Source organism: Serratia sp. PF-27, assembly GCF_030053255.1.
In the GTDB taxonomy this organism is placed as follows: Bacteria; Pseudomonadota; Gammaproteobacteria; order Enterobacterales; family Enterobacteriaceae; genus Serratia; species Serratia bockelmannii.
This window is the reverse complement of the sequence record NZ_JASGBT010000018.1, coordinates 103356-116651: the sequence shown is the minus strand read 5'-3', so window position 1 is coordinate 116651 and position 13296 is coordinate 103356. Positions and strand designations below refer to the sequence as shown.

Sequence of the window (13296 nt, the reverse complement as noted above, 5' to 3'; positions counted from 1 at the left end):
GTGTCATGCCCCTATGGGAACTGGCGCGAGCGCGCCAAATGCGTCCCAACTGATAAAGATACTCTGGAACGCCGACGCCCCGCAGGGCGCCGGATAAAGATTATACGACCGTCGCCAGCAGCAGACAGCCCACCAGGCCGCACACCGAGATGATGGTTTCCAGCACCGACCAGGATTTGATGGTTTCCATGATGCTCAGGTTGAAATACTCCTTGAACAGCCAGAAGCCCGGATCGTTGACGTGCGAGAAGATGACGCTGCCGGAGCCGACCGCAATCACCATCAGCTCAGGGCTGACGCCGGTGGTGGCGATCAGCGGCGCGACGATGCCGCCGGCGGTGATTGCCGCCACGGTGGCGGAACCCAGCGCCAGACGCAGCGCGGCGGCGATTGACCAGGCCATCAGAATCGGCGAAACGTTGCTGCCCTCCATCAGGCCGGCGATGTACTGCTCGACGCCGCTGTCCACCAGCACCTGTTTAAAGGCGCCGCCACCGCCGATGATCAACAGCATCATCGCGATGATTTTAATCGAGTCGGTGATGGTGCCCATCACTTCATCCATGGTGCGGCCACGGTTCAGGCCGAAGGTGAAGATGGCGATCAGCACGGCGATCAGGGTCGCCATCACCGGGTCGCCGAAGAACTCGGCGAAGCGCAGCAGGCTGTGGCCCTTCGGCAGCACCATTTCAGCCACCGCGCGCAGCGCCATCAGGATCACCGGCACCAGCGACGTGGCAACGCTGACGCCAAAGCTCGGCATCTCCGCGTCGGTAAAGGTTTTCGGGTTGTACAGGCCTTCCGGCACCGGCTTGTCGATGCCTTTCAGGAAGCGGGCATAGACCGGGCCGGCCAGGATCACCGTCGGGATCGCCAGCAGCGTGCCATACAACAGGGTTTTACCCATGTCAGCATGGAAGATGGTGGCGATGGCGGTCGGGCCTGGATGCGGTGGCAGGAAGCCGTGAGTCACCGACAGCGCGGCGGCCATCGGCACGCCGACGTACAGCAGCGGAATGCGTGCGGAGGCGGCGATGGTGAACACCAACGGCAGCAACAGCACGAAGCCCACTTCGTAGAACAGCGCGAAGCCGACGGTGAAACCGGTCAGCACCACCGCCCATTGAATGTGTTTTCTGCCGAACTTGTCGATCAGCGTGGTGGCGATGCGCTGTGCGCCGCCGCAGTCCGCCAGCAGCTTGCCGAGCATGGCGCCGAAGCCCATGATCAGCGCCAGGCTGCCCAGCGTACCGCCCACGCCGGCCTTGATGGAGCCGATGACCTTATCGACCGGCATACCCTGTGCAATCCCGACCGCCAGGGCAACCAGAACCAGAGAGATAAAGCCGTTCAGCTTGAAGCGGATCATCAGCAGCAGCAGCAGCGCTACGCCGCCTGCAACAATCACTAATGGCATAGTTTTTCTCCAACCTTTTATCGCGACTCTCTTTACGATAGGCGTAAAGCGTGCGGTTGTTTTATTTTTAGGCTCTTTCCCGGTGTTTAAGAAGAGCTGTAGGTGTTGTTGAGTCAGAGGTTCAGTCTTGCAGCAAGATGACCGCACACTCGTTGTTACCGGTATCATGATACCGGTAACAACATGAGCGCCGGAACCGGGTAAGCGGCTAAAATTCGCGTTCTGGGACAGAGATCAAACTTATGTCGGCAACGAGCGGCGGGCTTACAGGCGGGATAACCAGCGCGCCTCAGGGCGCGCTGCAAAAAGAAAGGGTGTTAAAACAGAACGTTAAAATGGCTCAGATACTGCCACCGGGGATCACGGTGAAACCGACGTCCACCATGCGTGGGCACACGGTTTCACCGCGCAGCCGGGCCAGCAAGCGCTCGGCGCCGATCTGCCCCATGCGTTCACGCGGCGTCAGCACGCTGGCCAGCTTCGGCACCATCACCTGGCCGATGTCATGGCCGTGGAAGCCGGCGATCGCCATGTCCTGCGGGATCGACAGCCCCTGCCGCTGGCACTCGAAGGCCGCGCCGATCGCCAGGTCATCGTTGGTGCAGAAGATACTGTCGATCTGCGGATAGTCGCGCTGCGCCACGCGCAGCAGTTCACCGCCGGCGGAATAGGAGGAAGATCGCGCGGTCATGATGCTGTACGGCTCCAGGCCGGATTCACGCATCGCCTGCTCATACCCCTGCTGCTTGATGATGGTACGTTCATCCTGACGGGCGCCGAAATAGACCACGTGACGGTGGCCGTGCGCGATGATCTGCTGGGTCATCTGGCGCGCCGCCTCGAAGTTGTTGAAGCCCACCGCCAGATCGATACACGGCGAGACGCAGTCCATCAGCTCTACCACCGGAATGCCCGCCACCTCGATCATTTTCAGGGTGCGCGGCGTGTGATGGCGCTCAGACAGGATCAGGCCGTCGATATTGTAAGACAGCAGCGAGGTCAGACGCTCTTCTTCACGCTCCGGCAGGTAGCCATAGTGCGCCAGCATGGTCTGGTAGTTGTGCGCGTCGGTCACGCTTTCGATGCCGCGCAGCACTTCGGCGAACACCTGGTTGGTCAACGACGGCAACAGCACGCCAATCGCCCGGCTGGTGGCGTTGGAGAGGATGTCCGGCGCGCGGTTGGGGATGTAGCCCAGCTCATCCAGCGCGACGGCGATTTTTTGCTGCAGGGCGGCGGAAACCTGGTCGGGATTGCGCAGATAACGGCTCACCGTCATCTTGGTCACGCCCACCTTGTCCGCCACATCCTGGAGTACCGGCCGTTTTTTCTTCATTATCAATGAACTGACTAACCGTGAATGGGCAGTCATTTTAGCAAAAAAAACGGCGGGCCGATATTGTCGGTTATGCGACGGCCAACGCAAAAAGGGCTCACATCGTGAGCCCTTCATACGCAGACAAAGGGGGAAAAAGCGTGGTTTCTCCCCCTTTGTGACGATCAGCCGAAAATCAATAAATTGATTTTCCTTGTTTTTATATGTTTTGCCGGCGTTAAGTCAGGCAACGTCGGCAGGCGAGTCACTCACCTCAAGGGCTCACACCGTGAGCCCTTGATATTTACCGCTTAATCACACCGGCGGCAGATCGAACAGCAGGATTTCGCTCTCTTCGTCGGCCTGGATCGTCAGCGCCGATTCATCCCACACTGCGAACGCGTCGCTGATGCCGGCGGTCTGGCCGTTGACCGAGACCTTGCCACGCACCACCTGGATCCAAACGCGACGGCCGGCGGCGATCGGGCATTCCCCCTGCTCGCCTTTATTCAGCGCCCAACGCGACAGCGTCATATCCTGGAACACCTTCAGCGAGCCGTCACGCGCATCCGGCGACAGCACCAGCTGACGGCCCTGCGGCGCGTCGAACATGCGCTGCTCGTAGCGTGGCTCAAGCCCGACCTGATCCGGGATGATCCAAATCTGGTACAGGTGCAATGGACGATCCTGATTGGCATTGTACTCGGAGTGACGCACCCCGGTGCCCGCACTCATGATCTGGAATTCACCGGCCTGGATCTGCTCCTTGTTGCCCATGCTGTCCTGATGTTCCACCGTGCCGCTCAGCACGTAGGTCAGGATTTCCATGTCTTTATGCGGGTGAGTACCGAAACCCTGCCCTGCATCGATCACATCTTCGTTGATCACCCGCAGCGCCGAGAATCCCATAAAGTTCGGATCGTAGTAATCGGCAAATGAGAAGGTGTGCCAGCTATCCAGCCAGCCATGATTGGCGTGGCCGCGGTCTTCCGCTTTACGTACATAAATCATATTCAACTCTCCTCAATGTTTTTTTACAGTCTAGTCCTGCCAGCAGAATAAGAAAGCGTAAAAAACTCATGCCTCTGTTCAAAAATTTCGATGGAATGAAACAGCGGATGGGCAGCGGATTTGTTGAAGGCGGAAACGGCTGAAAAAGGGCAAAAAAAAAGCCAGCACCCGAGCTGGCTAAGTAAACACTGGAAGCAATGTGAGCAATGTCGTGCCTTCGCAGCGAGAGTATCAAGGGTTGATGCCCTCCCCGGAACGCATCGCAATAATAATCATTATCATTCGCACCTGTAAAGCGTTTTTTTTGACCCGTTGAAATAATATTGACTCAAGGCAGTAAACGGATAAATTCAGAGGTTATTCAACCGGTAAGCAAAAGGAGCAGCGACATGAGCGAGATCGTGATACGCCACGTGGAAACAACGGATGCGCAAGCCCTGCATCATCTTTATTCGCAGACGCCCGTCTACCGCGATACGCTGCAGCTCCCGCTACCGTCCGTCGAGTCCTGGCAGAAGCGACTCGCCAATCCCGAACCGGGCACGCATAACCTGGCGGCCATCATCGACGGGCAGCTTGCCGGCCAGTTGGTTGTGATGCTGAATCAGCGCGTTCGCCGCCGCCACGTCGCCACCTTCGGCATCGGCGTCGATCCGCGCTACCACGGCAAAGGCGTCGGCAGCCGCCTGATGCAGGCGATGATCGACCTGTGTGACAACTGGGCGGCCATTGAGCGCATCGAACTGACGGTGTTCACCGACAACCCGGCGGCCATCGCGCTATACCGCAAATTCGGCTTCGAGATAGAGGGCACCAGCCGCGGCTATGCCATGCGCGACGGCGTGCTGGTCGACGCCTACCATATGGCGCGTCTGCGCTCCGGGCAGCCACGCGCAGATGCGTGATCTCATCCCCCCGCAGGGGCCGCTACGCCGGCCCCTTAACATCAACCGCCGAACCTTTTTACACGCGCTGGCCGGCCTGACCGCCGCCGTCGGCATATTCTCTCCTCTCACCCCATTAGGTGCCGCTATGCCAACTCCCGCCGCCGGGCGCCCAGGCGCTCGCAACCTGATTACCGATGTGCCGGGCCTGAAGGTCGGCGTGGCGCAGGACAGCCGGGTGCGCACCGGCGCGACGGTTATCCTGCCGGACAGCCCGGCGATTGCCGCCGTGGACGTGCGCGGCGGCGGCCCCGCCACACGGGAAACCGACGCGCTGGGTGAGGACAATTTGGTACAGACCGTCGATGCGCTGACGTTCAGCGGCGGCTCGGTTTACGGCCTGGCGGCGGCGGACGGCGTCGCGGCCTGGCTGGGGCAACAGGGCCGAGGCTACGCGCTGCGCCCGGCCCCCGGCGTGCCGGTCTCCCCTATCGTGCCCACCGCCTGCCTGTACGATCTGGCCAACGGCGGCGACAAAAACTGGCAGCTCACGCCGCCGTATCGCCAGTTGGGCATCGAGGCGGTCGGCAAAGCCGGCCTGGATTTTCCGCTGGGCACCGTCGGGGCCGGCTACGGCGCCATGACCGGCATGGGCAAGCTGAAAGGCGGCCTCGGTTCGGCGTCGATCGTGGCCACCAACGGCGCTACCGTCGGCGCGCTGGTGGCGGTCAACAGTTTGGGTGCGGTGGTCGCACCCGGCACCCGCGCCTTCTGGGCGACGCCTTATGAAATTAACGGTGAATTTGGCAACGGCGGCGCGGCGGCGCTGGCGCAACTGCATGCGCAGGGTGAAGACGGGATGGTGCAAGAGCCGCAGGGCGGCAGAAAGAACACCACCCTGGCCTGCATCGCCACCGACCTGGCGCTGACGCGAGTGGAGTTGAAACGGGTGGCCATCATGGCGCAAGACGGTATGGCGCGCGCTATTCGCCCGCTGCACAGCCCGTTTGACGGCGACGTGGTGTTCGCTCTGTCCACTGGGCAGCGCGAGGTACAGGGCAGCCGCGAACTGGCGGTGCTGCAAATCGGCGCGCTGGCGGCGGATACCCTCGCTCGGGCGATCGCCCGTGGCGTGCATGCCGCTACACCATGGCCAGGCAGCCAGGTCGCAACCTGGCAAACGCTCGGCGGCTAACGCGCCGCCATCAAAAAAGGGGCGCTGGCAGCGCCCCTCGATCTTTATTCACCCTTACCGCTTAAATACCGGCGGTTTCCCGAATATAGCGGCGCGCTTTCACCGCATACTCGAACGGGTTGGCCAGCGCCGGATCCTGCTCGGCCTCCACCACCATCCATCCCTTGTAACCGCGCTCGTCCAGCAGCTTGAACACCGGCCTGAAGTCGATCACGCCATCACCCGGCACGGTGAAGGTGCCCTTCTTCACGCCATCGAGGAAGCTCAGCTTGTTGGCCTTCACTTCCGCCACCACCTCATCGCGCACGTCCTTCAGATGGACGTGGTTGATGCGCGGCAGATACTTCTCCAGGATCGCCATCATCGCCTGCTGGCTGCCTTCCGAATAGTAGGCGTGCCCGGTATCAAACAACAGGTAAACGTCGTCGTTGACCATGCTCATGTAGCGATCGATTTCGGCGGTAGTCTGAATGCCAGTACCCATGTGGTGGTGCAGACACACCTGCATGCCTTTGCCGGCGGCGATCTTCGCCAGCTCGTTGTAACCGTCGGCCACGCGCTGCCACTCTTCATCGCTGAAATACGGCTTCTCTTCGAACACGCCTTTGGTGGTGCCCTGAATGCTCTTGCTCTGCTCGGAGCAGCCAATCACCCTGGCGCCCATGGCATGCAGGAAATTCATGTGGTTGATAAATTCATCGATGGTTTTGTCTTTTTGGCCGTCGGCGAAAAAGGTGCTGAACCAGGCGTTGCAGATCTGAATGCCGCGAATATCCAGCATCGGTTTCAGCACCGCCGGATCGCGCGGGTATTTGCTGCCCACTTCGCTGCCGGTGAAACCGGCCAGCGCCATTTCGCTGACGCACTGCTGGAAGGTGTTTTCCTTGCCCAGATCGGGCATGTCGTCGTTGGTCCAGCCGATTGGCGCGATGGCCAATTTCACGTTGTCTTTATTCATGGTCTGCCTCGGTCCTTGGAGGGCCGCCGGTGCAAACGCCGCCGGCGAGCCAAATAAGATTATTTGCCCAACAGCTCTCTTTCGATGCGCTCTCTGGTCGCCACCGCCTGGCTCGGCATCTTTTCCGGATAGCCGAACAGAGAGGTGCAGATGATCGATTCGCCGCCGGCCTTGAAGCTGCGGTTGGCAAATTCCATGTCGCGCAGCGTCTGGAACAGGGCGTCGAAATTCACCTCACCTTCGCCGATGCCGACGTGCTGATGCACCGCGGCGTCAACGCCCGGCGGATTGACGATATAACGGCAATGCTTGGTGTGATTCATGGTGTCGGCAATCAGCACGTGGGAAAGATCGTCCCCGGCGTACTGCAACATGCCGGCCACATCGCCTTGCCCCTTGTCGTAGTAGAAGGTGTGCGGCACGCTGTAGAGGTATTTGACGTGGTCGCTGCGCAGCGATTTCACCAGATCGGCGGTTTCGTTACTCAGCTCGCAGAAGTCCCACGGGTGCGACTGGATCTCCATACGGATACCTTCACGCTCGATGATCGGCAGCAGCTCCTCCATCGAGCGATACCACAGCTCCTCGCAGATCTCCGGCTCGTTGGGGTTGCCCGCCAGTTCGGTGTTGATCACCTGCACGCCCATTTCCACCGCGATTTCGATCATCCGCCGCCAGTTTTTGACCGCCGCCTGGCGGCGATCTTCCCCCGGCCCGGACCAGCGATACACCACGATAAATGAGGAGATCTCCACGCCGGTCGCTTTCAGGGCGTTTTTATACTCCGCCATGATTTCGCGGCTGGCCTTCGGATGCTTGTAAAACGGGTTGATCTGCGGGTGCGGCGACTGCTCGATGTATTTATAGCCCCAGTCCGCCACCTGCTGAACCATTTTGGTCACGCCCAAATCCCGGATAACGTCGACATCAAAAGCGATCTTCATGGTCACTCCTCTACAATCTTAGGTATGGGGGACAAGCCGATTACTTGTTGTAAAACGCCGGGCGCGCCGGCAGGGTCACCGGCACGATCTCGCCGCTGAGCTGGGCCGCCACGCAGGCGTCGGCGGTCACCGCGGCGGCGTAGCCGTCCCAGGCGGAAGGCCCGGTCAGCTTGCCCGCGGCCACGTCATTGATGAACCCCTGCAGCTCGACGTCATAGGCGTCGATAAAGCGATCTTTCCAGTCGGTCAGGATTTCGGTCGACAGGCGGGCGCCGCTGCGCATCTGCACCGAGGACGGCTCCGGCAGTTTGGCGATGCCGGTTTCCCCCACCACTTCACACTGAATGTCGTAGCCGTACTGGCAGTTGACGAAAATTTCGACGTCGATGCGCGTACCCTTGGCGGTTTCGAACAGCACAATCTGCGGATCTTTCAGGTGCGGGAACGCCTTCGGGCTCTTGCGTGGGAACACCACCTGCACCGACACATAGTCGTCGTCGAGCAGCCAGCGCAGCACGTCGATTTCGTGGATCAGGGTGTCGGTGATCGCCATATCGGTGGTGTAAGCCTCGCCGACCGTCGGGTTGCGGTGCGCGCAGTGCAACATCAGCGGTTCGCCGATCTGGCCGCTGGTCAGCACCTGTTTCAGCGCGCGATAGCCCTGGTCATAGGGGCGCATAAAGCCGACCTGCACCAGCCGCTTGCCGTGCTTCGCTTCGGCATCGACGATGTTCTTGCAGCCCTGCGCGGTCACCGCCAGCGGCTTCTCGCAGAACACCGGTTTGCCGGCGGCGATGGCCGCAAGCACGAATTCTTCGTGGCTTGGCCCCCAGGAGGTGACCAGCACCGCCTGCACGTCGGCGGCCTTGATCAGATCGTGGCCGTTGTCATACACCCGCGCATCCAGCTGCAGATCGCTCACCACCTTGGCGGCGTTGTCGCGATTGATGTCGTTCACCGCCACGACGCGGGCGCCCTGCAAAACTTTGCTGCAGCGACGGATATGATCGCGGCCGATGGCGCCGGTGCCGATAACCCCAATGTTCAATGTCATTTTCGCTACCCTCTGGAAAGTGTGTTGTGTTCGAAAACGAATCAGTAATCGCGCGCCTTATCGATGTTTTCCTGCAGCTTGCGCGCCACTGCGACGATTTTCTCGCTGTCGGCCACCTGAGCGCCGCCCACGCGCCACCAGCTGAGATACTTGTGCACCATGGTCTTCGGCAGCACCTTGATGTCCAGCAGCGTGGACACGGTCTGCCTGCGGGCGTCGGCCAGCGCATCGAGCAGCTGCTGCTCGGTGGTGACGCGATAGGTTTTACAGCCGTAAGCCGCCGCCAGCATGGCGAAATCGACCGGCACCAGTTTGCCGTCGAGCTTGCCGCCCTCTGGATTGCGGAAGCGGAATTCGGTGGTGTAGCTGTCCATGCCGTGTTCCATCTGCAGGTTGTTGATGCAGCCGTTGGTCATGTTGTCGAACAGCACCACGTTGATCTTGCAACCTTCCTGAATCGAGGTGACCAGTTCGGAATGCAGCATCATGAAGGCGCCATCGCCCACCATCGCGTACACCTCACGCTGCGGCTCGGCCAGCTTGACCCCCAATGCGGCGTTCACCTCGTACCCCATGCAGGAGTAGCCGTATTCCACGTGATAACCGTGCTCGCCGCGGTTGTGCCACACCCGCTGCAGATCGCCCGGCAGGCTGCCAGCGGCGGCCACGATCACGCTGTCCGGCGGGAGCTCGCGGTTCAGCACCCCCAGCACCCGGCTTTGCGTCATCGCCGAGTCGGTCTGAGCGATAAATTCGGCGAACACCCGCTCGCGATCGAGGTGATCGTCGATCTCTGGCACAAAGCCTGCGCCGCTGTATTCCACCGCGTAAACCCGCTCGGTCTCTTCATGCTGGGCAGCGCGCGCCGCGGCGATGGCGTCGCCCCAGCCGGCGCGGTACTCGGTTTGCGTCAGCAGCGCGCCCAGTTCGCTCAGGGCCTCGCGGGCGTCCGCCAGCACCTGCACGCCGTCGAGCTTGCCGGCGTCGAAGGCGCTGACGTTGATATTGAGGAAGCTGACGTCCGGGTGTTGAAACAGCCATTTAGACGAGGTGGTGAAATCGGTGTAACGGGTGCCGACGCCAATCACCAGATCGGCCTGACGGGCCAGCGTGTTGGCCGCCAGGCAGCCGGTTTCGCCGATGCCGCCGAGGTTGAATTCATGGTCACTCGGCACCGCGCCTTTGCCGGCCTGGGTCTCGGCGAACGGAATGCCGAAGCGCTCGGCGAATTCGCGCAGCGCCCGCCCGGCCTGCGAGTATTTCACGCCGCCGCCGCACACCAGCAGCGGTTTGCGTTTGGCCGTCAGCAGCGCCAACGCGTCCGCCAACATGCCGTCGGTCGCCGGACGGCGATCGAGCCGGTGCACGCGTTTTTGGAAGAAATAGTCGGGGTAGTCGTAGGCTTCCCCCTGCACGTCCTGCGGCAGACACAGCGTCACCGCGCCGGTTTCCGCCGGATCGGTCAACACGCGCATCGCATTGATGCAGGCGCTCATCAGCTGTTCCGGTCGCACGATGCGGTCCCAGTATTTGCTCACCGCGCGGAACGCGTCGTTGGTGCTGATGCTGAGATCGTAAGACTGTTCGATTTGCTGCAGCACCGGGTCCGGCTGGCGGGAAGCGTAAACGTCGCCCGGCAGCAGCAATAAAGGAATGCGGTTGGCGGTGGCGGTGGCCGCGGCGGTGATCATATTGGCGGCGCCGGGGCCGACCGATGAAGTGCAGGCGTAGATCTGCCGGCGCAGTTTTTGTTTGGCGAAGCCGATCGCCGCATGGGCCATCCCCTGCTCGTTGCGGCCCTGATGCACCCGCAGATCGCCGCTATCCTGTTCCAGCGCTTGCCCCAGCCCCAGCACGTTGCCGTGGCCGAAAATCGCGAAAATGCCCGCGACGAATTTGGTTTCCACCCCGTCGGCCAGCAGATACTGGTTATCGAGAAATCTGACGAGCGCCTGCGCCATGGTTAGCCTGATCTTGCCCATTTACTCACCCTTTAGATTGAGGGCCGCCCCGGAAAGGGCTCGCGCCGAGCCGACAATCCCGTGTTTGTATTACGCGGCGGCAGCTATTATCTTGAGCAGGCGATGCCCGCTGCTCACGAAGTCGACAACCTGAAACGTGAAGCGATTATAAACAAATATATTTTTCATAAAATCACATTACAGAAGAAACATTTCATTTTGCGATAAAGATCGCATATTACATGAAAAGCCCGTTTCATCTCGTGATTCAGCCTTTACTGGCTTCGCGCCGCGCACCGGCCGATAACAACCGTTACCACACGGGCTGACAGCCTTTTATCCTGATCTAATCCCCTTTTCTGCGCGCGCCCGGTCGCCGTCTTATGGCCGCTTCATCGGCTTTTCCCGTTCTCCTGTCGATGTTTTAAACGCATCACATTTTCGGGGTGTAAATTTCATTCTATATTGAAATTGAAATTTTCATTCCCCATACTATCCACATGCTTCCTGCAGGGCGCCACGCTCGGGCCGCCGCCGGAGTTTTGCTTAAACAGAAGGAAACGGGTATGGCTACACAAGAAAAACAGCTTGATGTCATTTGTCTCGGGCGCATCGCCGTCGATTTCTATGCTCAGCAGATCGGCGCGCGGCTGGAAGACGCCGGCACATTCGCCAAGTACCTCGGCGGATCTTCCGGCAACGTGGCCTACGGCACCGCCATTCAGGGGTTAAAATCCGGCATGCTGGCGCGCGTCGGCGATGAACACATGGGCCGCTTTCTGCGCGAAGAGCTGCAGCGCGTCGGGGCCGATACCCGCTGCCTCATCACCGACAAACGTCGGTTAACCGGCCTGGTGATCCTCGGCATCAAGGATCAGGAAACCTTCCCGCTGATCTTCTACCGCGAAAACTGCGCGGACATGGCGCTGACGCCGGACGACATCGACGAGGCCTACATCGCTTCCTCGCGCGCGCTGGCCATCACCGGCACGCACCTGTCGCACCCGAACACCCGCGCCGCGGTACTGAAGGCGCTGGAATACGCGCGCCGCCACGGCCTGCGCACCGCGCTGGACATCGATTACCGCCCGGTGCTGTGGGGGCTGACGTCGCTGGGCGACGGCGAAACCCGCTTTGTGGAATCGGATCAGGTCACGCGCGAGCTGCAAGAGGTGCTGCACCATTTCGATCTGATCGTCGGCACCGAAGAGGAATTTCATATCGCCGGCGGCAGCACCGACACGCTGACGGCGCTGAAAAACGTACGCCGGGCCACGGCGGCCACGCTGGTGTGCAAGCGCGGCGCGCAGGGCTGCTCGGTGTTCGAAGGCGAAATCGCCGACGACTGGGAGCAGGTGAAGCTGCACGCCGGCGTGCGGGTTGAAGTGCTGAACGTACTGGGAGCCGGCGATGCCTTTATGTCCGGCCTGCTGCGCGGCTACCTGAACGATGAGGGCTGGGATCAGGCCTGCCGCTACGCCAACGCCTGCGGCGCATTGGTGGTGTCGCGCCACGGCTGCGCGCCGGCCATGCCGACCAAACGGGAGCTGGACGACTATCTGCTGCGCGAACGGCAGGTTACGCGCCCGGACCGCGACGCGCGTCTGAACCACCTGCATCGGGTCACCACCCGCAAACAGCAGTGGCCGGAACTGTGCGTGTTCGCCTTCGATCACCGCAAGCAGCTGGCGGACATGGCGCGCGAAGCCGGCGTCAGCGAGGAACGCATTCCGCGCCTGAAAACCCTGCTGTTAACGGCGGCGCAACAGGCTGCCGCGCAGGCCGGCCTCAACGGCAACAGCGGCATTCTGGCCGACACCACCTACGGGCAGGCGGCGCTGAACGAAATCACCGGTCAGGGATGGTGGATTGGCCGGCCGGTGGAGCTGCCCAGCTCGCGCCCGCTGCGCCTGGAGCACGGCAACATCGGTTCGCAATTGATCGACTGGCCGCAGGAGCACGTGGTGAAGTGCCTGGTGTTTTATCATCCGCACGACGCGGCAGAACTGCGCCGCGAACAGGATGAGCTGATCGCCGACGTCTACCGCGGCTGCTGCAAATCCGGCCATGAGCTGCTGCTGGAAGTGATCCTGCCGGACGGCAACGCCGACAAGGACGAGCGCTATTACCTGGAGATGATTGAACACTTCTACCGGTTGGGCATTCAGCCGGACTGGTGGAAACTGCCGCCGCTGAGCGCGGAAAACTGGCAGCAGGTCGGCGCGCTGATCGACGCCTACGATCCCGACTGCCGCGGCGTGCTGATCCTGGGGCTCGACTCCCCAGAGGCGGTGCTGAAGGCGGGCTTTGCCGCCGCCGCAGATGCGCGCTGGGTGAAAGGTTTCGCCGTCGGCCGCACTATTTTCGGCCAACCTTCGCGCCGCTGGCTGCAGGGGGAAATCGACGACGCGGCCCTGATCGAGCAGGTGAAACAAAAATACCTGACGCTGATCGGTTTCTGGCGCCAGTACCGTCCACAGGCGGGCGGCACGCACTGACAGCGAGAGCAGGTTCACGTCCCCTTAAGGCCATTTCGCCGCTTTAAGGGGATTTTTTT

The 13296-nt window shown here is 61.2% G+C and carries 10 protein-coding genes; 3 read left to right on the top strand and 7 right to left on the bottom strand.

Annotation, left to right across the window (positions count from 1 at the left end; genetic code table 11):
- Positions 1–100: 100 nt before the first annotated feature.
- From gntT to QMZ29_RS10980, 3 genes are all read right to left on the bottom strand, one after another.
- Complete coding sequence (gene gntT, locus QMZ29_RS10990; RefSeq protein WP_016930400.1) at positions 101–1417, bottom strand: gluconate transporter; 1317 nt, start codon at positions 1415–1417, stop codon at positions 101–103.
- A gap of 340 nt (positions 1418–1757) precedes the next feature.
- Positions 1758–2753 (bottom strand): gluconate operon transcriptional repressor GntR, encoded by a 996-nt coding sequence (gene gntR, locus QMZ29_RS10985; protein ID WP_043138978.1) that lies wholly within the window; start codon positions 2751–2753, stop codon positions 1758–1760.
- Between the two features lie 294 nt (positions 2754–3047).
- A complete protein-coding gene (locus tag QMZ29_RS10980; RefSeq protein ID WP_004930835.1) occupies positions 3048–3743 on the bottom strand; it encodes a pirin family protein in 696 nt (231 codons plus the stop codon).
- 389 nt (positions 3744–4132) lie between these two features.
- On the opposite strand from QMZ29_RS10980, the gene QMZ29_RS10975 reads away from it, so the two are divergent.
- Positions 4133–4648 carry a GNAT family N-acetyltransferase gene (locus QMZ29_RS10975; protein WP_060435150.1) on the top strand — a complete coding sequence of 172 codons (516 nt, stop codon included), beginning with the start codon at positions 4133–4135 and terminating at the stop codon, positions 4646–4648.
- Positions 4641–5822 carry a P1 family peptidase gene (locus QMZ29_RS10970; protein WP_148123804.1) on the top strand — a complete coding sequence of 394 codons (1182 nt, stop codon included), beginning with the start codon at positions 4641–4643 and terminating at the stop codon, positions 5820–5822. The genes QMZ29_RS10975 and QMZ29_RS10970 overlap by 8 nt, the downstream gene beginning before the upstream one ends.
- Positions 5823–5883: 61 nt before the next feature.
- On the opposite strand, the gene iolE is transcribed toward QMZ29_RS10970, so the two are convergent.
- The 4 genes from iolE to iolD are packed head-to-tail and all read right to left on the bottom strand — an operon-like array spanning position 5884 to position 10760.
- Positions 5884–6780, bottom strand: coding sequence for a myo-inosose-2 dehydratase (iolE, locus tag QMZ29_RS10965; protein WP_019455194.1), 897 nt, complete (start codon positions 6778–6780; stop codon positions 5884–5886).
- 59 nt (positions 6781–6839) lie between these two features.
- Positions 6840–7724: a sugar phosphate isomerase/epimerase family protein gene (locus QMZ29_RS10960; RefSeq protein WP_049205585.1), complete on the bottom strand. Its 885-nt coding sequence runs from the start codon at positions 7722–7724 to the stop codon at positions 6840–6842.
- A gap of 40 nt (positions 7725–7764) precedes the next feature.
- The gene (gene iolG, locus QMZ29_RS10955) at positions 7765–8778 is read right to left on the bottom strand and encodes a bifunctional inositol 2-dehydrogenase/D-chiro-inositol 1-dehydrogenase (RefSeq protein ID WP_033649354.1); all 1014 of its coding nucleotides are present in this window, start codon (positions 8776–8778) and stop codon (positions 7765–7767) included.
- A gap of 41 nt (positions 8779–8819) precedes the next feature.
- On the bottom strand, positions 8820–10760 hold the full coding sequence (gene iolD / locus QMZ29_RS10950; protein ID WP_025304576.1) for a 3D-(3,5/4)-trihydroxycyclohexane-1,2-dione acylhydrolase (decyclizing): 1941 nt from the start codon (positions 10758–10760) through the stop codon (positions 8820–8822).
- Between the two features lie 545 nt (positions 10761–11305).
- On the opposite strand from iolD, the gene QMZ29_RS10945 reads away from it, so the two are divergent.
- Complete coding sequence (locus tag QMZ29_RS10945; protein ID WP_261427269.1) at positions 11306–13237, top strand: bifunctional 5-dehydro-2-deoxygluconokinase/5-dehydro-2-deoxyphosphogluconate aldolase; 1932 nt, start codon at positions 11306–11308, stop codon at positions 13235–13237.
- Positions 13238–13296: the final 59 nt, after the last annotated feature.